The organism is Streptomyces sp. DT190, from assembly GCF_049846985.1.
Lineage (GTDB): Bacteria > Actinomycetota > Actinomycetes > Streptomycetales > Streptomycetaceae > Streptomyces.
In genome coordinates this window covers 191905-216004 of the sequence record NZ_JBNCNM010000001.1, presented here as the reverse complement: position 1 = coordinate 216004, position 24100 = coordinate 191905, and the positions used below count along the sequence as shown (strand labels likewise).

Genomic DNA, 24100 nt, shown 5'->3' with positions numbered 1-24100 from the left:
GGGCCGCTCAGGGCTGCATCAGGATCTTGACCGCGCCGTCCTGCTTGCGCTGGAACATCTCGTACGCGTGCGGCGCCTCGGACAGCGGCACCCGGTGGGTGGCGAAGTCGTCCACGCCCAGCGGGTCCTCGTCGGTGAGGTACGGGATGATCTCGTCGCTCCAGCGGCGCACGTTCGCCTGGCCCATCCGCATCTGCACCTGCTTGTCGAACAGGGTGAGCATCGGCATCGGGTCGGCCATGCCGCCGTAGACGCCGGAGAGCGAGATGGTGCCGCCGCGGCGCACCAGGTCGATGGCGGTGTAGAGGGCGCCGAGCCGGTCGACGCTGAAGCGCTCGGACATCGGACCGCTCAGCTTGCGCGGCAGCAGGGCGGCGGTGTTCTGCACCAGCCGGGCCACCGCGCTGCCGTGGGCCTCGGTGCCCACCGCGTCGATCACGGCGTCGGGGCCGCGGCCGTCGGTCTGGTCGCGGATCGCGCCGACGAGTTCCTTCTCGTCGTCGAAGGACCGCAGGTCGAAGGTCTCCACGCCCCGTGCGCGGGCCCGGGCCAGCCGCTCCGGGACCAGGTCGATGCCGAACACGCGTCCGGCGCCCTTCACCTGGGCGACCCGGCAGGCCATGTCGCCGATGGGTCCGAGGCCGAGCACCGCGATGCTGCCGCCCTGCGGGACGTCGGCGTAGGCGACGGCCTGCCAGGCGGTGGGCAGCACGTCGGACAGGTACACGAAGCGGTCGTCGGGCGGGCCCTCGGGAACCTTGATCGGGCCGAACTGCGCCTGCGGGACCCGCAGGTACTCGGCCTGGGCGCCCGGCACCGCGCCGTAGAGCCGGGTGTAGCCGAACAGGGCGGCACCCATGCCCTCCCCGGTGACCTGGGTGGTCTCGCACTGGGTGGGCAGGCCGGTCAGGCACATCCAGCAGTTGCCGCAGGCGATCTGGAACGGGACGACGACCCGGTCACCCACCTGGAGGTCCGGGACGCCCGCGCCGACCTCCTCGACGATGCCCATGGGCTCGTGGCCGAGGATGTCGCCCGGGGTCATGAACGGCGTGAGCACCTCGTACAGGTGCAGGTCGGATCCGCACAGGCCACTGGAGGTGATGCGGATGATCGCGTCCGTCGGTTCCTGGATGCTCGGATCGGGCACGTTCTCCACCCGCACATCCCGTTTGCCCTGCCAGGTCACTGCCCTCATCGCTGCGCGCTCCCTCCGTCGGCATGCGCGTCCATCGGTCGGCGCGGTCCGGGTACCCGAGCGCCCCGCGCTGAACCTTTGCGCCGATCGACGGACGCCGCCGGGACACCCTCCCGTCAGCGACGAACAGGTCTGGTCGTGGATGGTCAGATAAGCGCACAATCAAGACACATCGACGACGGGTGGCGCGGTGGCGACGGTGGGCAAGGGACGAAGGGCGCGCGGACGGCGTGCCGCGACGACGGCGACACTGCTGGCCGTCACGGTGACGGCGGCCCTGGCGGCGGGCTGCACCGGCGGGGGCGGCACCCCCGACGACGGACGGGGATCGTCGGGCGCCTCGGAGCGCGGCGCCTCGCCCTCCGCGACCGGCCCCGCCGCGCTCGCGGTCAAGCTCGACAACGCGGCCTCGGCGCGTCCGCACACCGGCGTCGACGCCGCCGACGTGGTCTACGTGGAGCAGGTCGAGGGCGGGCTGAGCCGGCTGATGGCGGTGTACGCGACGCGGGTTCCGAACACCGTCGGACCGGTGCGCAGCGCCCGTGAGTCCGATCTGGAGCTGCTGCGCCAGTTCCAGCGGCCCACGCTGGTGTTCTCCGGCGCGCAGAAGAAGCTCCTGCCGCTGATCGACGAGGCGCCACTGAGGGCGGTGACGCCCTCCGACGCCCCCGACGCCTTCTACCGCGGCAGCGACCGGGCCGCCCCGCACAACCTCTTCCTGCGGCCCGGGCGGATCGTGCCCGAGGCGCCGGGCCGGGCGGCCCTGACCACCGGCTTCCGCTACGGCTCCGCCCCGGCCGGGGGCGCGCCGACGACCTCACGGACCGTGCGCTACCCGGCGGCCCGCTTCACCTTCACCTGGTCCGACGACCGGGACCGCTGGCTGGTCGGCATGGACGGCGCTCCCGCCACCACCGCGGGCGGCGAGCGGATGACGGCGGCGACCGTCGTCGTGCAGTACGTGAAGGTCCGCGCGTCCGGCTTCCGGGACTTCCTCGGCAACACCTCGCCGTACACCGAGACGGTGGGCGCGGGGAAGGCGACCGTGCTGCGCGACGGCCGGGCCTGGGAGGCGGTCTGGAAGCGCCCGCAGGCCACCGACGGCACCGCGTTCACCACCGGCGACGGCTCCCCGGTGAACTTCGCGCCGGGCCAGGTGTGGGTGGTGTACGCCCAGGCCTCCTGACCGGCCCTCGCCCCTCAGCGGGGCGTGGCCACGGGCTCCTCGGGGTGGCGCAGGCCCTCGGCCGCGTCCGCCACCCGCCGGACGAGGTCGAAGAACACCGTCCGCTCGTCGGCGGTCAGCGGGGCGAGGAAGACCTGGTTCATCCGGGCGGTGCGCAGGGTCAGCCTGCGGTGCGTGCGCGCCCCCTCGTCCGTGAGGCGCAGCAGGGAGCGGCGGCCGTCCTGCGGGTCGCGGACCTTGTCGAGCAGCCCGCGCCGGCTGAGCCGGCTGACCACCTCGGCGACGGTGGACCGGTCGAGCCCGACCCGCTCCCCCACCGTGCGCTGGTCCAGGCCGGGCTCGTCGACGAGCGTGTTGAGGACCGCGTACTGGGGCGAGGTGATCTCCTCGGAGACCATCGCGTTCCACAGCAGGTAGTGCGCCTGCTGGAGCCGCCGGGCCAGGTGCCCGGGATGGGTGGTGAGGTCCGCCGCCGCCATGTGCACCCCTCGGTCGATTTCGTCGGTGCACTGAACAATAGGCGACCACCGCGCAGCTGTCTGCCGCCCGTGCAGACGACAGTAGCCTGACAGAACGGGGTCTTGACGCCCTCGCGTCCCGGTGGCAGCGTGAGAAACGACTCGCGGAAATACTCAGTGCCCTGACTATTTGGGTCGGGTCGCGCGGAAGAGATGGGGCTTCCCGGATGGACAAGGTGGTCGACACGGCCCTGGAGGCGGTGGCCGACGTGCCGGACGGCGCGTCGCTCGCGGTGGGCGGTTTCGGGCTCAGCGGGGTGCCGAACGTACTGATCGAGGCACTGCACGAGCGCCGGGTGTCCGGGCTGTCGGTGGTCTCCAACAACTGCGGGGCCATGGAGTCGGGCCTCGCCGTCCTGCTGGCCGCCGGCCGGATCGCCCGGGTGACGGGTTCCTACATCGGCGCCAACAAGGAGTTCGCCCGGCAGTACCTGGCCGGGGAGCTGGAGGTCGAGCTGATCCCGCAGGGCACGCTGGCCGAGCGGCTGCGGGCCGGCGGCGCCGGGATCCCCGCCTTCTACACGCCCGCCGGGGTGGGCACGCAGGTCGCCGACGGCGGGCTGCCGTGGCGCTACGACGGGCAGGGCGGGGTCGCGCTGGCCTCGCCGCCCAAGGAGGTCCGCGAGTTCGACGGCACCGCATACGTGCTGGAGCGCGGCATCCGCACCGACTTCGCCCTGGTCCGGGCCGCCCGAGGCGACCGGCACGGCAACCTGGTCTTCAGCAAGTCCGCCCGGAACTTCAACCCGCTGGCCGCGATGGCCGGGCGCGTGACGATCGCCGAGGTGGAGGAGCTGGTGGAGCCCGGCGCGATCGACCCGGACGCGGTGCACCTGCCGGGGATCTTCGTGCAGCGGGTGCTGGCGCTCACCCCCGAGCAGGCGGCGGACAAGAAGATCGAGCAGCGGACGGTGAGGTCCTGATGGCCTGGACGCGCGAGGAGATGGCCGCGCGGGCGGCCCGGGAGCTGCGGGACGGCCAGTACGTCAACCTCGGCATCGGCCTGCCCACCCTCATCCCGAATCACCTCCCCGAGGGCGTCGAGGTCGTCCTCGAATCCGAGAACGGCATCCTCGGTACCGGCCCCTACCCCACCGAGGACGCCGTCGACCCGGACCTGATCAACGCCGGGAAGGAGACGGTGACGGTGCTGCCGGGCGCGTCGTTCTTCGACTCGGCCCTGTCCTTCTCGATGATCCGGGGCGGGCACATCGACGTCGCCGTGCTGGGCGCGATGCAGGTGTCGCAGCGGGGCGACCTCGCCAACTGGGCCGTCCCCGGCAAGCTGGTCACCGGCATCGGCGGGGCGATGGACCTCGTGCACGGCGCCCGCACGGTCGTGGTCGTCATGACCCACACCGCGAAGGACGGCGCACCGAAGATCCTCGCCGAGTGCACCCTGCCACTGACCGGCAAGGGCTGCGTGAACCGGATCATCACCGACCTCGGCGTTCTCGACGTCACCGACGGCGGCCTCGTCCTGGTGGAGACCGCGCCGGGCGTGGGCGCCGCCGACATCGCCGCCCGGACCGCCGCCGAACTCACCGTGCCGGAGGGCCTGAAGTGAAGGCCGTCTACCTCGTCGACGCGGTCCGCACCCCGATCGGCCGCTACAACGGCGGGCTGGCCGGCGTGCGCCCCGACGACCTGGCCGCCCACGCGATCCGCGCTCCTCGGCGGGCCGCACGCGGCGGAGCCGCACATCAAGAAGAGTTCACGTACCCCAGGGACTTCCATGACTCTCACGCAGCACGACATCGACCAGGAGATCGCGGCCGAGCGCGCCGCCTACGACAAGCGGCTCGCCGGCGGGGGTCCCGTCGAGCACCAGCCGCGCCGCGACTACGCGCCGTACCGCTCCTCGGTGCTCCGGCACCCCGAGCAGCCGCCCGTCACGATCGACGTGAGCCAGGACCCGGAGCTGGTGGAGCTGGCCTCCCCGGCCTTCGGCGAGCGGGACGTCACCGAGATCGACAACGATCTCACCCGGCAGCACGACGGCGAGCCGATCGGTGAGCGCATCACCGTCTCCGGCCGGCTGCTGGACCGGGACGGCCGCCCGGTGCGCGGCCAGCTCGTGGAGATCTGGCAGGCCAACGCGGCGGGCCGCTACGCCCACCAGCGCGAGCAGCACGACGCCCCGCTGGACCCGAACTTCACCGGTGTGGGCCGCACCCTCACCGACGACCTGGGCCGCTACCACTTCACCACCATCCAGCCCGGCCCGTACCCGTGGCGCCAGCACCTCAACGCCTGGCGGCCCGCGCACATCCACTTCTCGCTCTTCGGCACGGCGTTCACCCAGCGCCTGGTGACGCAGATGTACTTCCCGAGCGACCCGCTGTTCCCCTACGACCCGATCATCCAGTCGGTGACCGACGACGCGGCCCGGCAGCGGCTGGTCGCGACGTACGACCACAGCCTGTCGGTGCCGGAGTTCTCCCTGGGCTACCACTGGGACATCGTGCTGGACGGCCCCCGGGCCACCTGGATCGAAGAAGGACGCTGAGCTGCCATGACGAGGATCGACACCAGCCGTCCCGAGAACGTGCTGCCCACGCCCTCGCACACCGTCGGGCCGTTCTACGGCCACGCCCTGCCGTTCCGCGGCGGCGAGGACATCGCGCCCGCCGGGCACCCGGACACCATCACCGTGCACGGGTACGTCACCGACGGCGCGGGCGCGCCGCTGCCCGACGCGCTGATCGAGCTGTGGGGCCCGGACCCGCGGGGCAACCTGCCCACCGCCGACGGCTCGATGCGGCGCGACCCGGCCTCGGGCGGCTTCCTGGGGCGCAACGGCGTGGAGTTCACGGGCTGGGGGCGCATCCAGACCGACGCGAACGGCCACTGGTACGCGCGGACGCTGCGGCCCGGTGCGCGCGGGCGCAGCGCCCCGTACCTGAGTGTGTGCGTCTTCGCGCGCGGGCTGCTGGTGCATCTGTACACCCGGATCTACCTGCCGGGCGACGCCGCCGCCCTCGCGGCCGATCCGCTGCTGTCCCGGGTGCCGGACGGGCGGCGCGACACGCTGATCGCCGCCGGGGAACCGGACGGCACGTACCGTTTCGACATCCGCCTTCAGGGCGAAGGCGAGACGGTCTTCCTGGAGTTCCAGTGACATCTCCCCCCGGCGACCCCGGTCTGCTCGCGCCCGGATGGGCCGGCTCGCAGGCTGCTGCCGCGACCGGCGACGACGCGTACCTGCGGGCCCTGCTCGACGCGGAGGCCGCGCTGACCCGCGCCCAGGCGGCGCTGGGACTGGCGCCGGCCGAGGCGGCCGGCGCGGTGACCGAGGCGGCCCGCTCCGGCGCCTTCGACGTACGGTCCCTGGCGGCCCGGGCGCGGACCGGGGGCAACCCGGTCATCCCCCTGGTCGCGGAGCTGACGAAGGCCGTCGGCGACCCCTTCGGCGCCTACGTCCACCGGGGCGCGACCAGCCAGGACATCCTCGACACCGCGGCCATGCTGGTCGCCGCGCGCACCCTGGACGTCGTCCTCGCCGACCTCGGGCGCACCGAACGGGCCCTGGCCCGGCTGGCCGCCGGGCACCGCGGCACGGCGCTGCCGGGGCGGACGCTCACCCAGCACGCCGTGCCGACGACGTTCGGCCTGAAGGCCGCCGGATGGCGGTCGCTGGTGCTCGACGCACGGGACCGGGTGAGCGCCGTGCGGGACGCGCTGCCCGTCCAACTCGGCGGAGCCGCGGGCACGCTGGCGGCCTTCGGCGCGTACGGCGCGAGCGATCCGACCGCGCTGCCGGTGGCGTACGCCCGCGAACTGGGACTGCGCGCGCCGGAGTTGCCCTGGCACACGCTGCGCACGCCCGTCGCGGACCTCGCCGGGTGCCTGGCCTTCACCGCGGGCGCCCTCGGCAAGATCGCCGTAGATGTCCTAACCCTGTCGCGCACCGAGATCGCCGAGGTCGCGGAGGGCAGCGGCGGCGGTTCGTCCGCCATGCCGCACAAGGCGAACCCGGTGCGGTCCACCCTCGTCGCCGCCGCCGCCCGGCGGGCCCCGCAGCTCGCGGCCACGCTGTACGGGGCGATGGCGGCGGAGGACGAACGCCCCGCCGGGGCCTGGCACGCCGAGTGGGAGCCGCTGCGGGACCTGCTGCGGCTGGCCGGCGGCGCCGCCCGGGACACCTCCGAACTGGCCGAGGGCCTGCGGGTCAGGCCCGAGGCCATGCGCGCCCACCTGGACCTGACCGGCGGGGCGATCGTCTCCGAGCGGCTGTCCGCCGAACTGGCCGACGTGCTGGGCCGCGCCCGGGCCAAGGAACTGCTGACCCGGCTGGCCGCCGAGGGGCGTCCGCTCGCCGACGCACCGGAACTCGCGGACGCCGACCTCGACCCCACGCACTACACGGGCTCCGCCGGAGTCCTCACCGACCGTGCCCTGGAGCGACGTTGACCCTGCTGCATCACCGTGCCGAAGGCCCCGCCTCCGCTCCCCCGCTGCTGCTCGGACCCTCGCTCGGCACCTCCGGCGCCCTGTGGGACAAGGTGGCGCCGGAGCTGTCGGTCACCCATCGCGTGGTCCGCTGGGACCTGCCGGGGCACGGCCGTTCGCCGGCCGGTCTGCTCACGGCGGGCGCCACGGTGGGCGACCTGGCCGGCCTGGTGCTGGCACTCGCCGACTCGCTCGGCGTCGAGCGGTTCGCGTACGCGGGGGTGTCCCTGGGCGGGGCGGTGGGGCTGCAGCTGGCGGTGCACCACCCCGAGCGGCTCTCCTCGCTGGCCGTGATCTGCTCGTCGGCGCACTTCGGCGGGGCGCAGGCGTGGCGCGACCGGGCCGCGCGGGTGCGGCGGGAAGGGCTGGCCGAGCTGGCCGACGGCGCCGACGCGCGCTGGTTCACGCCCGGGTTCACCGTGCCGGAACTGGTGGCGGACCACCGCCGGGCCGACCCGGAGGCGTACGCCGCCTGCTGTGACGCGCTCGCCGCGTTCGATCTGCGGGACCGGCTGCCGGAGATCGCCCTGCCCACCCTGCTGGTCGCCGGCCGCGAGGATCCGGCGACACCGCCGGCGCATCTGCGGGAGATCGCCGACGCGGTGCCGGACGCGGCGCTGGTGGAGATCCCCGGCGCCTCGCACCTGGCGCCCGCCGAGCGCCCCGAGGAGGTGCTGGCCGCGCTGCGCTCCCACCTGGGCCGGCCGGCGGGGCGTGGCATGGAGGTGCGGCGCGAGGTGCTCGGCGACCCGCACGTGGACCGGGCGCAGTCCCGGCAGACGCCCTTCACCGCGCGCTTCCAGGACTTCATCTCGCGCTACGCCTGGGGCGAGATCTGGACCGACCCGACGCTGTCGCGCCGCGAGCGCAGCATGATCACCCTCACCGCGCTGGTCGCGCACGGCCACCACGACGAGCTGGCCCTGCACGTCCGGGCGGCCCGCCGCAACGGGCTCACCCCCGAGGAGATCGGCGCGGTACTGCTCCAGACGGCGGTGTACTGCGGGGTCCCGGCGGCCAACTCGGCGTTCGCGACGGCCCAGCGGGTGCTGGCGGAGCAGGAGGGCACGGGAGGGTGACCCTGCCGGTCGTACGCCCGGCAGCAGCTCGCCCGGCTCCGGCCGGCGTGCCTACGGTGGGGGCATGTCCACCATCCTGATCACCGGCGCCACCTCCGGGCTCGGCCGGTACGCCGCCGCCGGACTGGTCCGCGCCGGGCACGTCGTCCTCGTCCACGGCCGGGACGCGGAGCGCGCCGAGCGGCTGGCCGGGGAGCTGCGCGCCGAGGGCGACGCCGAGGCGTTCGTCGCGGACCTCGCCTCCCTGGACCGGGTGCGCGAGCTGGCCGCGCGGGTCGCCGACGCGCATCCGGACCTCGACGTGCTGGTCAACAACGCGGGGGTGGGTTCCGGGGCGCCTGGTGCGGGCCGTGAGCTGAGCGCCGACGGGCACGAGCTGCGGCTCGCGGTCAACTACCTCGCGCCGGTCGTGCTGACCCGGGCGCTGCTGCCCGTGCTGCGGGCGAACGCGCCGGCCCGGATCGTCAACGTCGGCTCGGCCGGGCAGGAGCCGCCCGACTTCGACGACCCCGAGTCGGGCCGCGGCTACGACGGGACCGCGGCGTACCGCCGCAGCAAGTTCGCGCTCGCCGCGCACACCTTCGCCCTCGCCGAGGAGCTGCGGGGCACCGGCGTCACCGTGAACGTGCTGCACCCGGCGACCTACATGGACACGGCGATGGTGCGCGAGGCGGGCGTCACGCCCTGGAACACCGTCGCCGACGGGGCGGCCGCCCTGCTGGCCCTGGCCACGCGGGACGCGGGCACCGGCCGCTACTTCGACGGGACGCGCCCGGCACGGGCCCACGAGGCGGCCTACGACCCGGCCGTGCGGGCCCGGCTGGCGGCGGTGACGGACCAGCTGGTCCGCGTCTGAGTCACCCGGGCGGGGTGGTCACCGCAGGCCGGCGCCCGTCGCCAGTTCCGCGCGCGCCCGCGCCGCCAGTCCGTCCGCGCCGCAGGAGACCGCCAGGTCCAGGCCGCGCCGGAGGTCGGCCGCCGAGCGGGCGGCGATGCCGTACTCGACGCGCGCCGCCGCGTGCTCGTACTGGCAGGGCGAGGCCTCCAGGTAGGTGACGGCCCGGGCCAGGAGCCGGACCGCGCGCTGGCCGGTCTCCAGGGCGGCGGCGCAGCGCAGGGCCTCTCCTATGGCGGTGTCCGTGCCGAACCGTTCGGCCTGGCGGCGGACGTCGACGGCGAGCCGGGCGGCACGGGCCGGGTCCTCCGTGCTGAGGGCGCGGGCGAGGTCCGTCGCCCAGGGGACGAGCACCGGGTTGTGGTGCCCGCGCGCGGCCGCCGCCTTCTCGGCGGCCTCCAGTTCGTTGATGCCGTCCTTGGTGCGGCCGACGGCCAGCAGCAGCCGGCCGCGCACCGACCGCGGGTCGGGCAGGACGATCGTGGACGGGTAGGGCGGGGCGAAGCCGTACCGCTCGGCGACGTCCCAGGCCTCCTCGACCCGGCCGCGGGCGAGGAGCGTGTCGACGAGGTTGCAGGTCGCCGACCAGTACAGGGGCAGGCCGCGGCCGACGCGTTCGGCGAGGCGCAGCGACTCGCGCAGGGAGGCCTCCGCCTCCTTCAGGCGGCCGCGCCTGCGGTGGCCGAGCCCGACGTAGGCGTGGGCCAGGGCCAGGTGGCCGCCGCTCCAGCCGGCCGTCTCGTAGGCGCGCAGGGCCTCGTTGTAGAGGGTCTCGGCGCGGTCGAGGCGGTCGGTGAACCCGTAGGCGTTGGCCAGCATCAGCAGCAGTTCGATGCCCCACTCGGTGTCGGTCCAGCCGAGGCCCGGCGCCAGCCGGCCGTTGACGAGGGCGCGGTCGCACAGCTCGGCGACCTCCTCGGCGTTCTCGCCGTGCATCAGGGCGTCGAAGCCGCGCAGGATCAGCAGCGCGCGTTCGGAGTTGTCCCGGCCGGTGCAGGTGGCCGCGAGCTCGGCCAGGCGCTGGGAGCGGCCGGGCGAGGTGGCCTCCCCGGCGTGGATGCCCTCCCACATGAAGTGGACGGCCTGCAGCCGCATCCGGGCGGGCCCGGGCCCGAGGCGGGCGGCCTCCGCCTCGACCGTGCGGACCGCCTCCTCCAGCTGGTCGTTGTGCAGGAGCGCCTGGGAGAGCCGGAAGACGGCGTCCACCCGCTGGTCGCCGTCGAGTCCGGGCATGGACAGCGCGGTGCGCAGATGGCCGATCGTGCGGGCGGGCGCGGTCAGGAACGTGGCCTCGGCCAGTTCGTAGAGCACGTGCGGGTGCGACTCGGGCCGGGGCGGTTCCTCCAGGGCCCGTTCCAGGCAGCGGCGGGCGGCGTCCGGGGCGCCGACGGCGAGGTGTTCGCGGGCGGCCTCGCGCAGTTGCCCGACGAGTTCCTCGTCGTCGTCCGGGTGCACCTCCAGCAGGTGCCGGGCGGCGGCCGCGGCGCCGTGTCCCTCGTCGGTGACGATGCGGGCGGCGATGCCGTGCATGGCGGTGCGCAGGGCGTCGGGGATGGAGTTGTAGACGGCGGTGGCGATGAGCGGGTGGACGAACTCCAGGTCGCCCTCGGCACCGCGGCCGGTGGCGGGGTCCGGTGCGGTCAGGATGCGGGCGGTGCGCAGCAGTTCGGCGCAGCGGCGGGCGTCCTTGGGCCTGAGCGTGGCCAGTTTGGCGACCAGGTCGACGGAGATGCCGGTGCCGAGGATGGCGGCGGCCCAGGCGAACCTGGTCGCGTCGATGCCGAGTTCCTCCAGCCGGGCCACGAGACCGCCGCCGCGGGCCGAGCGGTTCAGCTCGCGCAGCTCTCCGGCCCGGGCCTCGACCGGTTCGAGTTCGCTGTCCTGCACCCGGGCGAGGAGTTCGACGGCCTCGTAGGGGTTGCCGGCGGTGACGGCCCAGACCTCGCGGCAGAACGCGGCGTCCGCGTGCCGGCCGAGGGTGGCCCGGGTGAGCCCGGCCGTCGCGTCCGGGGTGAGGGCGCTCAGGGTGGCCACGGGGCCGTCGGCGGCGGCCGCCACGGTGTCCAGGTGGCGGGCGCTCGCGCCGGTGAGGTCGCCCGGGCGGTGGGTGACCACGACCAGGACGGACATCTCGTCCAGGCGCCCGGCCAGTCCGGCGAGCCAGTGCAGGGTCTCCTGGTCGGCCCAGTGGGCGTCGTCGATCAGCAGCACCAGGGGCCAGTCCCGGCGGGAGAGCCGCCGCACGGCCGCGACCAGGCCGTCGCACACGCCCTGCGGGTCGGCCTGCCGGTCACCGGGGTCCGCTATGCCGAGGGCGGGTCCGGCGATGTCGTACCAGTCGCCGAGGTACTCGCGGGCCTCCTCCGGCAGCATCGACACCAGGGCCGGCTGCAGCAGCTGCCGTACCACGTTGAAGGGGACCGACCTGAGGGTCTCGCCGCCGCGGGCCGACCAGACCGTGCAGCCGCGTGCCTCGGCGATGCGGCGGGTTTCGGCCAGCAGCGCCGTCTTGCCGAGTCCGGCCTCGCCGCAGAAGACCATGAGCCCGCCGGTCGAGGAGCGGTCCGCGCACAGGCTGTCGACCGCCCGTGTGACGGCGGCGACTTCCTCGTCACGCTCCCACAGGGAAGCCGAGGCGGCGGCCGGTGGCCGTACCTCCGTCATCCCGCTACCTCCCCAAGTCGCCCGAACGACGTACAGACGTCGAGCGTAGCCGTCCGATTGCCTGAGTGGAGGATGGTCGGGGCACCTGTTGCCGTGACGGGTGACACCGGGTGCGTCCGGACGACGCGCCCGGGCCGTCACCAGCCGTCTTCACGTCAACGGCGTGCAATTGCAAGGGAGGTGACGCACATTCACCGCGACCGGGACACTCGGCGGGGCCGACGGGCGCTGGTCGCCGGGTCGGTGGGCAACCTCATCGAGTGGTACGAGTTCGGCGTCTACGGCTACTTCGCGACGATCATCGCCGCGCGGTTCTTCACACCGGAGGGCGGCATCGAGGCCGAGGGTCTGGTGCGCACGTACGCCTCGTTCGCGCTCGCGTTCTTCTTCCGTCCCGTCGGAGCGGCGCTTTTCGGCCGTCTCGGTGACCGGGTCGGGCGGCGCCCCGTGCTGGTCCTGGTGATCACGCTGATGACGGTGGCGACGGCACTGATCGGCGCGCTGCCGACCCACGCGCAGGCGGGCGCCCTGGCCCCGTGGCTGCTGACCTTCCTGCGGGTGGTGCAAGGGCTGTCGGCCGGCGGGGAGTTCGGCGGTGCGGTGTCGGTGATGACGGAGTCCGCCCCGCCCGGCCGGCGCGGGCTGTACGGGTCATGGCAGTCGTTCACGGTGGCGCTCGGGCTGCTGGCGGGCGCGGGCGTGGCGGCGCTGCTCGCCACGGTGCTGACGGCTCAGCAACTCGGTGCGTGGGGCTGGCGGCTGCCGTTCCTGCTGACCCTGCCGCTGGGGCTGGGGGCGCTGTGGCTGCGGCTGCGGCTGGACGAGACGCCGGAGTTCGAGGCGCAGCGGTCGCTGCGGGCACCGCCCGGGCGCGAGGTCGCGCGGGCCGTCGCATTGGGCGCCGGGCGGATCATGGGCTGGGCCGCGGCCGGTTACACCTTCCTCGTCGTGCTGCCGTCGTACCTGCAGAGTTCGCTGGGTGCGACCTTCCAGCAGGCGCTGGTCGCCACCGTGCTGGCGAATCTCGGCTTCGCCGTCACGATCCTCCCGGCCGGGCTGCTCAGCGACCGGGTGGGGCGGCGGGCGGTGATGCTGACGGGGGCGGCGCTGGTCGTGGTCCTCGCGGTGCCGCTGCTCGACCTTCTGCAGGAGCCGGGCGTCTCCAACACCGTGAAAGGTGCGGCGGTGTTCGGTGCGGGAGCGGTGGTGGGACTGATGGCGGGCCCGGGTCCGGCGATGCTGTCGGAGATGTTCCCGGCCCGGGTGCGCTACACGGGCCTGGGGCTCGCCTACGCGCTGTCCAACGCGGTGTTCTCGGGCTGCGCGGGCCTCATCATCACGGAGACGATCGAGCGGACGGGCAGCGTGGACATCCCGGCGTACTACGCGGCGGGGACGTGCGCGGTGAGCGTGCTCGCGCTGCTGCCCGGAGGGCGGGCCGGTGCGCCGGACAGGGCGGCGGTGGCGGACCGGGCCGGGTGAGCGGACGGCCGTGCCGAGCGGAGGAGGGTGACGGCGGATGCGGGTCACGACGGATGCGGGTCACGACGGATGCGGGTCACGACGGATGCGGCCGGTGGGCGGACGGCCGTGCCGAGCGGACGAGGGTGGTGAGCGGATGCGGGTGATCGGTCTGATGTCCGGCACGTCGTACGACGCGATCGACGCGGCGGCGGCCGATATCTGCCTGGCCGGCGACAGCCTGGTGCTGAAGCCGCTCGGCATGGTGAGCGAGCGGTACGACGAGGCCGTGCGCGAGGCGCTGGCCGGCGCGCTGCCGCCCGGGACGACCACCCTGGCCGAGGTGTGCCGCCTGGACACCCGGATCGGGCAGGCCTTCGCGGCCGCCGCCGTCCGGGCCGACCGTGAACTCTGCTGTTCACGCGCCGAGTTGGTCGCCTCGCACGGGCAGACGGTCTACCACTGGGTCGAGGGGGCGGCGGTGCACGGCACGCTGCAGCTGGGGCAGCCGGCCTGGATCGCCGAGGCGACCGGGCTGCCCGTGGCCGCCGACTTCCGGCCGCGCGACATCGCCGCCGGCGGGCAGGGGGCGCCGCTGGTCGGCCTGGTCGACCTGCTGTGGCTGCGCGGCCGGCCCGGGCGGCCCGTCGCGCTCAACATCGGTGGTGTCGCCAACCTCACCGCGCCCGACGGGACGGCCTTCGACACGGGGCCGGGCTGCGCCCTGATCGACGCGGCGGCCCGCGGTTTCAGCGGCGGTGCCCTGGCCTGTGACGAGGACGGGGCCCTGGCCGCGCGCGGCCGGGTGCACGGGCCGCTGCTGGAGCGGCTGCTGCGGGAGCCGTACTACGCGCTGCCCCCGCCCAAGACGACGGGCCGGGAGCTGTTCCACCTCGGTCATCTGCGGGACGCGCTGGCCGGGTTCGGGACGCTGCCGGCCGAGGACGTCGTGGCCACCCTGACCATGCTGACGGCACGGACGGTGGCGGACGCGGTGCGGTCGGTGGGTGCGACGGAGGTCATCGCCTCGGGCGGGGGCACGCGCAACCCGGTGCTGACGCGGATGCTCGCGCGACGACTGGAGGGGGTACCCCTGCGCGCGTCGGACGAGTTGGGGCTGCCGTCGGACGCGAAGGAGGCGTACGCGTTCGCGGTGCTGGGGTTCCTCACGGTGCACGGCCTGCCGGGGGCGGAGCCGGCGAGCACGGGGGCGCGGGGTCCGCGGGTGCTGGGGTCGGTGACGCCGGGCGAGGGCGGGCTGCGGCTTCCGCCCCCGGCGGCGCGACGGCCGGTGCGGCTGCTGCTGGGATGATCGGGCCCGGGGCCTCTCATGCCTCTTTCACCGTTGCCTCATACGGTGGGGGCATGACGCGCGAGACTCCTCCCGGGTGGTACCCGGACCCCGGACAGACAGCGGACGGCCCCGCCACCGAGCGCTGGTGGGACGGCAGGGCGTGGACGCCCCACATCCGCCCGAAGGAGCACCCCGGGGCCGGGGGCCCCGCGGCGGCGGCCGTCGGGGATCCGGACCGTACGGGGGAGCCCCGCGGCGGGGCGGACGCGATACCGGCGCCGGACGCGGACGCGCGTCCGGCGGGCTCGGCAGGCTCGGCGGGCTCGGCGGGCTCGGCGGGCTCGGCGGGCTCGGCGGGCTCGGCGGGCTCGGCGGCGGATGAGCCTCCGGCGGGGAACACGGCCGCGGCGACGGGCACGGAGGCCGACCGCGATCCGGCCGGAGCAGCAGCCACCCCGGCCGCACCGGCCGACTCCGATGCGGCCCGGGCGGCACACCCGGCACCGGCCGCGGCCGACTCGCCAACAGGCACCCCCACCGCGACAGCCAACCCCGATCCGACCCGCGCGGCACACCCGGCACCGGCAGCGACCGACTCACCGACAGGCACCCCCACCGCGACAGCCAACCCCGATCCGACCCGCGCGGCACACCCGGCACCGGCCGCGGACGACTCACCGACAGGCACCCCCGCCGCGACGGCCGACTCCCATCCGGCCCGGGCGGCACACCCGGCACCGGCCGCGGACGACTCACCGACAGGCACCCCCGCCGCGACGGCCGACTCCGATCCGGCCCGGGCGGCACACCCGGCACCGGCCGCGGACGAGGCTTCGGACGCCCCGGCCGGTCCCGTCTCCATGGAGAAGCAGGTCTCCGCAGGGGATGCCGCCTCCGCCCCGACGTCGGGTCCTGCGGCGGGGCACGGCTCCGCGGAGGGCTTCCCGCCCTCGGCGGCGAGTACGGCCTCCGTAAGCCCCGCCCCGGACGGCCACTCCGCCGCCGCGAGCCATCCGTTCCCCGGCGCCCACCCCGGGGCGGGCTCTCCCCCGTATCCGCCCGGCGCGGTCGGCCACCCCGGCCACGCCCCCGGCTACCCGGGCGTCCCCGCATACCCCGGGTACGCCACCGCCCCCGGTCACCCCGCCGCACCTCCGCCCGCCCCCCGCTCCCGACGGCTGCGGGCCGGGATCGCCGTCGGGGCCGCCGTCGTGGTGCTCGCCGGGATCGGTGTCGGGGTGTACGCGCTGACGGACAACGGCGGCGGCTCCGCCACGTCCCAGGCTCCGGGCGGCCAGGGCGGCCCGTTCGGAGGCCCGGGCGGGTCCGGAGGCAACGGTGGATCCGGAGGCGAGGGCGGCTCCGGAGGGTCCGGTGGGCAGAGTCCGCGGCCCGAGCAGTCCGAGCCCCCGAGGATCAGGAGCGGCTCCGTGACCGACGCCGTCAGCGGGATCAGCCTGCCGATCCCGAAGGGGTGGTACGGGCAGCAGGGGCAGGCCGGTGCGCAGGTGATGTCCGAAGACTCCTACAAGTGCCCCGGCGACACCGCCGCCACCTGCACCGAGGGCGGCGCCTACTCCGCGCCGGCCATCGCGCTCGGCACCAAGGGCGACACCCCCGAGGAGATCGCCAAGGCGGACATCGCGGCGAACGCCGAGGAGTCCTACGGCGGGAAGTCCTACGGCGGGATCACCTCCCACGACGTGCTGGCCTCCGAGGCCGTGACGGTGGCCGGCCAGAAGGGCTACCTGGTCCGCTGGAAGGCCGTCACGAGCAAGGGCGCCGACGGCATCGTCGAGTCGCTGGCGTTCCCCTCCCCGGCGAACGCGAAGCTGATGGTCGTCGTCCGGTTCGGCGTAGACGCCGACCAGCAGGAGTCCGTCCTGGACGAGATCACCCGCGGCATCGAGAAGTCGACGGGCAGCGGCAACGGTCAGGACGTCTGACCCGGCGCCCCGCCGGACACCGGTCGGCCGAGTGGGGCGCCCCCGCCGCTCACAGGGGCACCCCACCCGGCCGGGGGGTGCGCGCCGCCCCCGTCCCCACGGGTCGGCGCGGTCGGGTCGCCGTCCGGTCATCCGGGGACGGCGGCCCGGGTCTCAGGTCAGGCCCAGGGTCGGCAGCACCGCGGCCTCCACGAACCGCACGAGGTAGTCGGGGTCGGCGGGCCGGCCCTCCAGGACGGGCCGCAGCCGCAGTACGCCCAGCATCTGCGCAGGGACGTACGGCAGCGCCGGATGGTCGGCCGGTACCTCGCCGCGCTCGACCCCGCGCCGGACGATCTCCTTCAGCGCGGCGATCTCCGGTTCCACGACCGCCTCGCGCAGTGCGCACTGCAACTCGGGGTCCTGGGTGGCGGCGTGGGTGAGCGCGTGCAGGAGCTTGGTGTCGCGGCCCGACAGGTCGCCGAGCGCCCGGGCGGCCTCGCGCAGGTCCTCCGCGAACGACCCGGTGTCGACGCAGCGCGTGCGCCGGTGCGACCGCAGCGCCGCCGCGACGAACTGTGGCTTGGTCTTCCACTGGCGGTACAGCGTGGACTTGCTGCAGCGGGTGCTGGCGGCGATCCCCTCCATGGTCAGGGCGTCGTAACCGCACTCGCGGAGCTGTTCCAGCACGGCGTCGAAGAACTCCTGCTCACGCTCCGGCGTGATCTTGGAGCGGCGCGAGGAACCGACCTGCTCGGGTCGGTCCGCAGCCTGCGACGTCATGGCGTGTGCTCCCGGCTCTCGTCGGCGGCCGGAGTATTCCCGGCCGGTGCTGTGTCGAAGGTCTATCGATACGCCAGTGTACCGGTACTCGGGCGTATCGGTACACTGGCGTATCGGTACGCACTCGTACCGATAACAGCACCACCGTCATCGAAGGGGCCGGGGGATGAATGCCCGCACCGAGCCTGCGCCGGCGGGGTCCGACGCGATAGCGCGACCGCCGCTCGTCCGGGAGCTCCTGCTCGTCGCAGGGCTCTTCCTCGTCTACAAGTTCGGCCGGCAGCTGGCCACCGGCCACACCGGCGAGGCCTTCCACCACGCGCACCGCGTGTGGGACGCCGAACGAGCGGTCCACCTGCCCGGCGAGAGCGCGGTGCAGTCCCTGCTGCTGCACGGCGACGGCCTGGCGCAGCTGGCGAACACGTACTACGCGGCCGTCCACTTCCCGGCCACCGCCGCCTTCCTGATCTGGCTCTACCTGCGCCGTCCGGCCCACTACGTGTGGGCCCGCCGGGTGCTGGCCGCGGTGACCGCCGCCGCCCTGGTGCTGCACCTGCTCTTCCCGCTGGCCCCGCCGCGCATGCTGGCCGCGACCGGTCTCGTCGACACCGCGCGGGTGTACGGGCCGTCGGTGTACGGCGACCCGGCGACCGACTCCCTGTCGAACCAGTTCGCGGCGATGCCCTCCCTGCACTTCGGCTGGGCGCTGATGGTGGCGGTCGGACTGATCGCCGCGACCCGCTCGCGGTGGCGGTGGCTGTGGCTGCTGCACCCCCTGCTGACGCTGCTGGTGATCGTCGGCACCGCGAACCACTACTGGCTCGACGCGATCGTGGCGGCGGCCCTGCTGGGCCTGGCGCTGGCGGTCCTCCACCTCCCGCACCGCACGACGACCACCGCCGGCCGCGCGCGGCGCCCGCTCGTCCCGGCGCAGCGCGAGGAGCAGGTGCTGGCGGGGGCGGGCCGATGAGCGCCGTCCTGGCCGCCGTCGCGCTGTCCCTGGTCTCCGCCGTCGCCTACGCGGGCGCGGCCGTCGCCCAGGAGCGGCTGGCCTCGCGCACCGCGGGTGGCGCGCTGCGCCTGCTCGGCAGCGGCGCCTGGTGGTGGTCGGTCGGGCTGAACGCCTCGGCCGCGCTGCTGCACGTCGTGGCGCTGCGGTACGGCCCGCTGACGGTGGTCCAGCCGCTCGGCGCCCTCACCCTGGTCGCGGCGGTGCCGCTCGGGGCGCGGCTGGCGGGACGGCGGGTGACCGCGGTCGAGTGGCGGGGCACCGGGCTGACCCTGCTGGGCCTCGGCGCGATCCTGGTCACGGCGTCCGGTCCCGCGCCCGACGACGTGCTGAGCGTGCCCGAGGCGCTGGTGGTGGCGGGAGCCACGGCCGCCCTCATCGGGGTGCTGTCCCGTCCGGGTGCCCGGCCCGGTCTGCGGCACGCGACCGCCTCGGGCGTCGCCTCCGGAGTCGCCTCGGCCCTCACCCAGACCGTGACGGTGGCCGCGACGGACCGTACCGGTCCGCTGCTGAGCCTCCAGGTCGTCGCGGTGGCGCTGCTCGTGGCGGCGTTCGCGGCCGGCGGGCTGCTGCTGTCGCAGACGGCGTACCGGGGCGGCCTGGGCGGTCCGCTGGCGGCGGTGACCCTGGCCAATCCGCTGGCCGCCGCGGTGATCGGCCTGTCGCTGCTCGGCGAGCGCCTCCAGGGCGGCCCGGCCGGCGTTCTGCTCGCGGTCACCGGGGCCGGCCTGGCCTCCTGGGGCGTGATGATGCTCAGCAGGGCGGCGCCCCCTCAGGAGCGGGAGCCGGCGGACGACGACCACCCGGTGGCCGCCGTCCTGGCGCTGGAGGCGGGTCCGGCCGCTGCCGGACCGGCGTGGGTGCCCCGGCCGCACGATCCGGGGCACCTCACTTCGGCTACGCGGTGATGATCGCCGGGTCGCTCACGCCCGGCCGCCCGTTCTCGACGTGCCCCGCGAACCGCCGCAGGAAGGCCGGGTCGCCCTCGGCGGTGACGGTCAGGTCGTACCAGCGGTGGCTCCTGGCCAGGTCGACGGTCCGCCGCACGGTCGCGCCCGGGCGCACGGTGACGGTCGAGGGCCTGCCGCCGTAGCCGTCGGCGAGCCTGAGCCGGGCCGTGCCGGAGCCCTGGTTGGTGAACGTCAGCTCGATGTCGTCGCCCTTGTGGCGGGCGGTGACCTCGCAGCCGGCCGCCTTGTTCGAGCCCTTGAAGACCCGCACGAAGCCGTTCGGGCCGTGCACGGTCAGGTCGTAGGAGCCCGCCGAGTAGGCCGAGTTCCAGGTGTCCCGCAGCGTCCGGCCGGCCCCGGTGGTGTACGTCCAGGGGCCGTCGGTCCGGTTGCCGGAGGTGACGTGGAAGGCGGCGCCCGCCTTCGGCCCGGAGGCGAAGGTGAGGGTGAGCCGGCCGGCCGCCGCGTCGACCGAGGCGTCCACGTGCGGGGCGTACTTCAGCGGCCGGGAGCGGCGCAGCCCCCGCTCCTGCCGGGGCATACGCGGGTCGGCGGGCGGCGTCGGCCGGTAGTCGGGGTGGCGTTCGCGGTCCTGCGGCTCGTAGCCGTCGGTGCCGGGCAGCGGTGCCGGGCGCGCGTCCTTGCGGGAGAAGTCGAACGCGGCCGTCAGGTCCCCGCAGATCGCCCGGCGCCACGGCGAGATGTTCGTCTCGCGCACGCCGAAGCGGCGCTCCATGAACTGCAGGATCGAGGTGTGGTCGAGGGTCTCGGAGCAGACGTAGCCGCCCTTGCTCCAAGGGGAGACGACCAGCATCGGCACGCGCGGGCCGAGGCCGTAGGGGCCGGCCGTCTTCCGGCCGTCGCCCGGGAACAGGTCGAGGGAGACGTCGACGGTGGACAGACCGCGGGAGGCGTCCTTCGGCGGCAGCGGCGGCACCACGTGGTCGAAGAAGCCGTCGTTCTCGTCGTAGGTGATGAACAGGGCCGTCTTCGACCACACCTCGGGGTTGGAGGTGAGGGCGTCCAGGACCTGGGCGATGTACCAGGCGCCGTAGTTCGAGGGCCAGTTGGAGTGCTCGGAGAAGGCCTCGGGCGCGGCGATCCAGGAGATCTGCGGGAGCTTGCCGGCCTTGACGTCGGCGCGCAGCCGGTCGAAGTAGCCGTCGCCGTTCTTGACGTCGGTGCCGGTGCGGGCCTTGTCGTACCAGGGGTCGCCGGGCCGGGCGGTGCGGTACTTGTCGAAGTACAGCAGCGAGTTGTCGCCGTAGTTGCCGCGGTAGGCGTCCTCGATCCAGCCCCAGGAACCGGCCGCGTCGAGGCCGTCGCCGATGTCCTGGTAGATCTTCCAGGAGACGCCGGCCTGCTCCAGGCGCTCGGGGTAGGTCGTCCAGCCGTAGCCCAGTTCGGCGTTGTCCAGGACCGGGCCGCCGCCGGTGCCGTCGTTGCCGGTGTACCCGGACCACATGTAGTAGCGGTTGGGGTCGGTGGAGCCGATGAACGAGCAGTGGTAGGCGTCGCAGACGGTGAAGGCGTCGGCGAGGGCGTAGTGGAAGGGGATGTCCTCGCGGGTCAGGTACGCCATGGTCGTGGTGCCCTTGGCGGGCACCCACCGGTCGTACTTGCCGCCGTTGTAGGCCTGCTGCCCGTCGGGCCAGGAGTGCGGCAGGCCCTCCAGGAACTGCATGCCGAGGTCGTCGGCGTCCGGGTGGAACGGCAGGAGTTCCTTGCCGTCCTTCTCCTGGTGCCAGACCGGTTTGCCGTTGTCGAGGGTGACCGGGCGGGGATCGCCGAAGCCGCGGACGCCTCTCAGGGTGCCGAAGTAGTGGTCGAACGAACGGTTCTCCTGCATGAGGACGACGATGTGCTCGACGTCCTCGATCGACCCGGTGCGGTGGTTCGCCGGAAGGGCGGCGGCGCGCTGGATGCTCGCGGACAGGGCGCTGAAGGCCGTGGTGGCGCCCGCGAGTTGAAGGAAGCGGCGCCGGTTGACTTCGGACATGTAGGACAGACCTCTCATCCTGAGGTGCGGGATGGCCGGAACGTGACGGAATCTGCGCGGAAGGAGTGTTTCAGGGACACCAAACGCCACGGAAGGGGCGCGTGACGGGGGTGTGAAAGTCGCCGGTACGAAGGGTGCGCCGATGCGCTCGCCGGGGAGGGTCCGGGACACGCGGAGAGGCAGACGGCCGGTACGTGCCGACCGCGGGGCTGTCCCCCAGGTACGCGGCGGTGATCTGCGTGGTGTCGGCGGTCCGGCCGACCTCGGACCGCGTCGTCTGGGCAGCGGCTCTTCCGCCGGGCGGAAGGGCCGTTGCAGGGCCGGGCGCCGCGCGCCGACGATGACGGCACCACCACAGACGGGAGCCCGTGCCATGCCGCACATGACCGCCTTCGCCAGGAACCAGTGGTACGTCGCCGCCTACAGCCACGAAGTGGGGCGGGAGTTGCTCGGACGGACGGTGCTCGGTGAGACGCTCGTGCTCTACCGCACCGAGGAGGACGGCACCCCGGTGGTGCTGCACGACCGGTGCGTGCACCGCCGATACCCGCTGTCGGAGGCGCCGACGCGGCTCGACGGCGACCGGATCGTGTGCGGCTACCACGGCTTCACGTACGACACGACCGGCACGTGTGTGTACGTGCCGGGCCAGAAACGCGTGCCGCGGACCGCCCGCGTCGCCTCCTACCCCGTCGTCGAGCAGGACTCGCTGATCTGGGTGTGGATCGGCGACCCGGCGCTCGCCGACCCGCGGTCCATCCCCCGGGCCCGGCACCTGGACTCCCCCGGCTGGGTCACCGTGCGCGGCATGGAGCCCATCGACTGCGACTACGGACTGCTCGTCGACAACCTGCTGGACCTGTCGCACGAGACGTATCTGCACGGCGGGTACATCGGCACGCCCGAGGTCGCCGAGACGCCCATCACGACCGAGGTCGACGAGGGCGCCGGGATCGTCCGGGTGAGCCGGCACATGGACGACGCCGAGTGCCCGCCCTTCTACGCCCGCTCCACCGGCATCGAGGGCCGGATCACCCGCTGGCAGGACATCGAGTACCACGCGCCCTGCCTGTACCTGCTGCACAGCCGCATCGCCCCGGTCGGTGTGCTGCCCGAGGCCGACGGCGGCGACCCGCACGGCTTCCACACCGAGATCACCTACGCCATCACCCCGTCCGGCGACGGCCGGGTGTACGACTTCTGGGCCGTCTCGCGCGACTGGGCGACGGACGACGAGGAGGTCACCGAGTTCCTGCGGGGCAACAACCACACCGTCGTCATGCAGGACGTCACCGCGCTCAACCTGCTGCAGCGCACCCTCGGCACCGAGCGCACCGGCTACCAGGAACTGAGCATCAACATCGACACCGGCGGTCTGGCCGCCCGCCGTATCCTCGCCCGGCTGGCCGAGGAGGGCGCCAAGCCCGTGGAGAGCGTCCGGTGAGCGGGTCCACGGGCGAGGTCTACCGCGTCGACTGGCTGCCGGGCACCGACCTGCTGCACGGCACCTGCCACTGCGGACGCGAGCACACCGCGCAGGACCCGGTCGAGATGTGGGAGTGGATGCTCGCCCATCCGCGGGGACACGCGACCGACGCACCACGTGAGGACGGCACATGAGCGGGTACGTCCCGGAACTCGTCGTCCGGCGGCGGGAGCCGGCCGCCGAGGGCGTGCTCGCCCTCACCCTGTGCCACCCACTGCGCGAGCCGCTGCCGGCCTGGGAGCCGGGCGCGCACCTCGACGTCGTCCTCGGCCCCGGCCTGGAGCGGCAGTACTCGCTGTGCGGCGATCCGGCGGACCGGTCGGCCTGGCGGATCGCGGTGCTGCGCGAGAGCGCCGGGCGGGGCGGCTCGGCCCATGTGCACGAGCGGCTGGGCGAGGGCGACAAGGTGCGGGTGCGCGGCCCCCGCAACACCTTCCGTCTGGAGCCCGCCGCCCGCTACCGCTTCGTCGCGGGGGGCATCGGCATCACCCCGATCCTGCCGATGCTGGCGGCGGCCGAGGCGGCGGGCGCCGAGTGGACGCTGCTGTACGGCGGACGCACCCGCCGGTCGATGGCCTTCACCGGCGAACTGGACCGCTACGGGGACCGGGTGACGCTCGCGCCGGAGGACGAGACGGGGCTGCTGGACCTGGCCCCGGTGCTGGACGGCCTGCCCGGGGACACCCTGGTCTACTGCTGCGGCCCCGGGCCGCTGCTGGACGCGGTGGAGGCCCGCTGCCCGTCCGGGGTGCTGCGGGTCGAGCGATTCCGGCCGAAGGAGCAGGAGACAGGTCAGGACACCGCCTTCGAGGTGCAACTGGCCCGTTCGGGACGGACGTTGACCGTGGAGCCCGGCGTGTCCGTACTGGACGCCGTGCGCGCCGCCGGGGTCGAGGTGCTGTACTCCTGCACCGAGGGCACCTGCGGCACGTGCGAGACGGACGTGCTGGAGGGTGAGCCGGACCACCGTGACTCGGTCCTGACCGACGAGGAACGCGCGGCGGGCGAGACCATGCTCATCTGCGTGTCCCGCTGCCGCGGGCGGCGGCTGGTGCTGGACCTCTGACCCGAAGGTGCCGCTTTCAACAAGCCTCCACCGCACGTGCATTGACCATGGCTCCGGGCGGGCTCTAGGTTCCCGCTGAGCACGTCCGTCCTGCCTGCGCACAGCCTGTCGGAGCACCTCAGCCGGTCCCACAGG

General features: G+C 74.4%; 21 protein-coding genes and 2 pseudogenes. 18 read left to right on the top strand and 5 right to left on the bottom strand.

All coding sequences use genetic code 11. The features are described 5' to 3' along the window. Positions 1 to 7: 7 nt before the first annotated feature. Positions 8 to 1198, bottom strand: coding sequence for a zinc-dependent alcohol dehydrogenase (locus ACPXCS_RS00920; protein WP_425945946.1), 1191 nt, complete (start codon positions 1196 to 1198; stop codon positions 8 to 10). Between the two features lie 199 nt (positions 1199 to 1397). Between ACPXCS_RS00920 and ACPXCS_RS00915 the strand changes: the two genes are divergently transcribed. Continuing rightward, positions 1398 to 2384, top strand: a complete 987-nt coding sequence (locus ACPXCS_RS00915) for a DUF3048 domain-containing protein (protein ID WP_425945945.1) — start codon at positions 1398 to 1400, stop codon at positions 2382 to 2384. Positions 2385 to 2398: 14 nt separating this feature from the next. Here ACPXCS_RS00915 and ACPXCS_RS00910 read toward each other — a convergent pair whose 3' ends face one another. After that, complete coding sequence (locus ACPXCS_RS00910) at positions 2399 to 2863, bottom strand: MarR family winged helix-turn-helix transcriptional regulator (RefSeq protein WP_425945943.1); 465 nt, start codon at positions 2861 to 2863, stop codon at positions 2399 to 2401. Between the two features lie 206 nt (positions 2864 to 3069). On the opposite strand from ACPXCS_RS00910, the gene ACPXCS_RS00905 reads away from it, so the two are divergent. The 8 genes and pseudogenes from ACPXCS_RS00905 (at position 3070) to ACPXCS_RS00870 (ending at position 9289) form a co-directional block, all read left to right on the top strand. Continuing rightward, entirely contained in the window at positions 3070 to 3825 is a 756-nt protein-coding gene (locus tag ACPXCS_RS00905) for a CoA transferase subunit A (protein ID WP_425945942.1), read from the top strand. Beyond that, a complete protein-coding gene (locus ACPXCS_RS00900) occupies positions 3825 to 4469 on the top strand; it encodes a CoA transferase subunit B (protein WP_425945940.1) in 645 nt (214 codons plus the stop codon). Before ACPXCS_RS00905 ends, ACPXCS_RS00900 begins: the two co-directional genes overlap by 1 nt. Beyond that, positions 4466 to 4570: pseudogene (locus ACPXCS_RS00895) on the top strand (acetyl-CoA acetyltransferase); the annotation flags it as partial. The gene ACPXCS_RS00900 and the pseudogene ACPXCS_RS00895, both read left to right, overlap by 4 nt. 67 nt (positions 4571 to 4637) lie before the next feature. Next, entirely contained in the window at positions 4638 to 5411 is a 774-nt protein-coding gene (pcaH, locus tag ACPXCS_RS00890; protein WP_425945939.1) for a protocatechuate 3,4-dioxygenase subunit beta, read from the top strand. Positions 5412 to 5417: 6 nt separating this feature from the next. Next, a complete protein-coding gene (gene pcaG, locus ACPXCS_RS00885; protein WP_425945938.1) occupies positions 5418 to 6023 on the top strand; it encodes a protocatechuate 3,4-dioxygenase subunit alpha in 606 nt (201 codons plus the stop codon). Beyond that, entirely contained in the window at positions 6020 to 7315 is a 1296-nt protein-coding gene (gene pcaB, locus ACPXCS_RS00880; protein ID WP_425945937.1) for a 3-carboxy-cis,cis-muconate cycloisomerase, read from the top strand. Before pcaG ends, pcaB begins: the two co-directional genes overlap by 4 nt. After that, on the top strand, positions 7312 to 8433 hold the full coding sequence (gene pcaD / locus ACPXCS_RS00875) for a 3-oxoadipate enol-lactonase (RefSeq protein WP_425945936.1): 1122 nt from the start codon (positions 7312 to 7314) through the stop codon (positions 8431 to 8433). Before pcaB ends, pcaD begins: the two co-directional genes overlap by 4 nt. A 64-nt stretch (positions 8434 to 8497) precedes the next feature. Next, on the top strand, positions 8498 to 9289 hold the full coding sequence (locus tag ACPXCS_RS00870; RefSeq protein WP_425945934.1) for an SDR family NAD(P)-dependent oxidoreductase: 792 nt from the start codon (positions 8498 to 8500) through the stop codon (positions 9287 to 9289). An 18-nt stretch (positions 9290 to 9307) separates the two neighbouring features. Here ACPXCS_RS00870 and ACPXCS_RS00865 read toward each other — a convergent pair whose 3' ends face one another. Next, positions 9308 to 11992 carry an ATP-binding protein gene (locus tag ACPXCS_RS00865; protein ID WP_425945933.1) on the bottom strand — a complete coding sequence of 895 codons (2685 nt, stop codon included), beginning with the start codon at positions 11990 to 11992 and terminating at the stop codon, positions 9308 to 9310. Positions 11993 to 12172: 180 nt separating this feature from the next. Between ACPXCS_RS00865 and ACPXCS_RS00860 the strand changes: the two genes are divergently transcribed. From ACPXCS_RS00860 to ACPXCS_RS00845, 4 genes and pseudogenes are all read left to right on the top strand, one after another. Continuing rightward, the gene (locus ACPXCS_RS00860) at positions 12173 to 13474 is read left to right on the top strand and encodes an MFS transporter (protein WP_425945932.1); all 1302 of its coding nucleotides are present in this window, start codon (positions 12173 to 12175) and stop codon (positions 13472 to 13474) included. Between the two features lie 136 nt (positions 13475 to 13610). After that, positions 13611 to 14765: an anhydro-N-acetylmuramic acid kinase gene (locus ACPXCS_RS00855; RefSeq protein ID WP_425945931.1), complete on the top strand. Its 1155-nt coding sequence runs from the start codon at positions 13611 to 13613 to the stop codon at positions 14763 to 14765. Then, a pseudogene (locus ACPXCS_RS00850) lies at positions 14762 to 14899 on the top strand (hypothetical protein); the annotation flags it as partial. The gene ACPXCS_RS00855 and the pseudogene ACPXCS_RS00850, both read left to right, overlap by 4 nt. Positions 14900 to 15607: 708 nt before the next feature. After that, positions 15608 to 16693 (top strand): hypothetical protein, encoded by a 1086-nt coding sequence (locus ACPXCS_RS00845; RefSeq protein WP_425946111.1) that lies wholly within the window; start codon positions 15608 to 15610, stop codon positions 16691 to 16693. 153 nt (positions 16694 to 16846) lie between these two features. Here the strand turns inward: ACPXCS_RS00845 and ACPXCS_RS00840 are convergent, their stop codons facing one another. Further along, on the bottom strand, positions 16847 to 17455 hold the full coding sequence (locus ACPXCS_RS00840) for a TetR/AcrR family transcriptional regulator (RefSeq protein WP_425945930.1): 609 nt from the start codon (positions 17453 to 17455) through the stop codon (positions 16847 to 16849). Between the two features lie 166 nt (positions 17456 to 17621). Between ACPXCS_RS00840 and ACPXCS_RS00835 the strand changes: the two genes are divergently transcribed. Together ACPXCS_RS00835 and ACPXCS_RS00830 are read left to right on the top strand one after the other, a co-directional pair. Continuing rightward, the gene (locus ACPXCS_RS00835) at positions 17622 to 18425 is read left to right on the top strand and encodes a phosphatase PAP2 family protein (protein WP_425945929.1); all 804 of its coding nucleotides are present in this window, start codon (positions 17622 to 17624) and stop codon (positions 18423 to 18425) included. Then, on the top strand, positions 18422 to 19372 hold the full coding sequence (locus ACPXCS_RS00830; RefSeq protein WP_425945928.1) for a hypothetical protein: 951 nt from the start codon (positions 18422 to 18424) through the stop codon (positions 19370 to 19372). Before ACPXCS_RS00835 ends, ACPXCS_RS00830 begins: the two co-directional genes overlap by 4 nt. Here the strand turns inward: ACPXCS_RS00830 and ACPXCS_RS00825 are convergent. Further along, positions 19362 to 21413 carry a phosphocholine-specific phospholipase C gene (locus ACPXCS_RS00825; RefSeq protein WP_425945927.1) on the bottom strand — a complete coding sequence of 684 codons (2052 nt, stop codon included), beginning with the start codon at positions 21411 to 21413 and terminating at the stop codon, positions 19362 to 19364. The two genes, ACPXCS_RS00830 and ACPXCS_RS00825, sit on opposite strands and share 11 nt — an antisense overlap. A gap of 373 nt (positions 21414 to 21786) precedes the next feature. Between ACPXCS_RS00825 and ACPXCS_RS00820 the strand changes: the two genes are divergently transcribed. From ACPXCS_RS00820 to ACPXCS_RS00810, 3 genes are read left to right on the top strand one after another with little or no spacing between them, the layout of a single operon-like run. Next, the gene (locus tag ACPXCS_RS00820) at positions 21787 to 22857 is read left to right on the top strand and encodes a Rieske 2Fe-2S domain-containing protein (RefSeq protein WP_425945926.1); all 1071 of its coding nucleotides are present in this window, start codon (positions 21787 to 21789) and stop codon (positions 22855 to 22857) included. Continuing rightward, entirely contained in the window at positions 22854 to 23033 is a 180-nt protein-coding gene (locus tag ACPXCS_RS00815) for a hypothetical protein (protein ID WP_425945925.1), read from the top strand. Before ACPXCS_RS00820 ends, ACPXCS_RS00815 begins: the two co-directional genes overlap by 4 nt. After that, on the top strand, positions 23030 to 23965 hold the full coding sequence (locus ACPXCS_RS00810) for a PDR/VanB family oxidoreductase (RefSeq protein ID WP_425945924.1): 936 nt from the start codon (positions 23030 to 23032) through the stop codon (positions 23963 to 23965). Before ACPXCS_RS00815 ends, ACPXCS_RS00810 begins: the two co-directional genes overlap by 4 nt. Positions 23966 to 24100 lie beyond the last annotated feature (135 nt).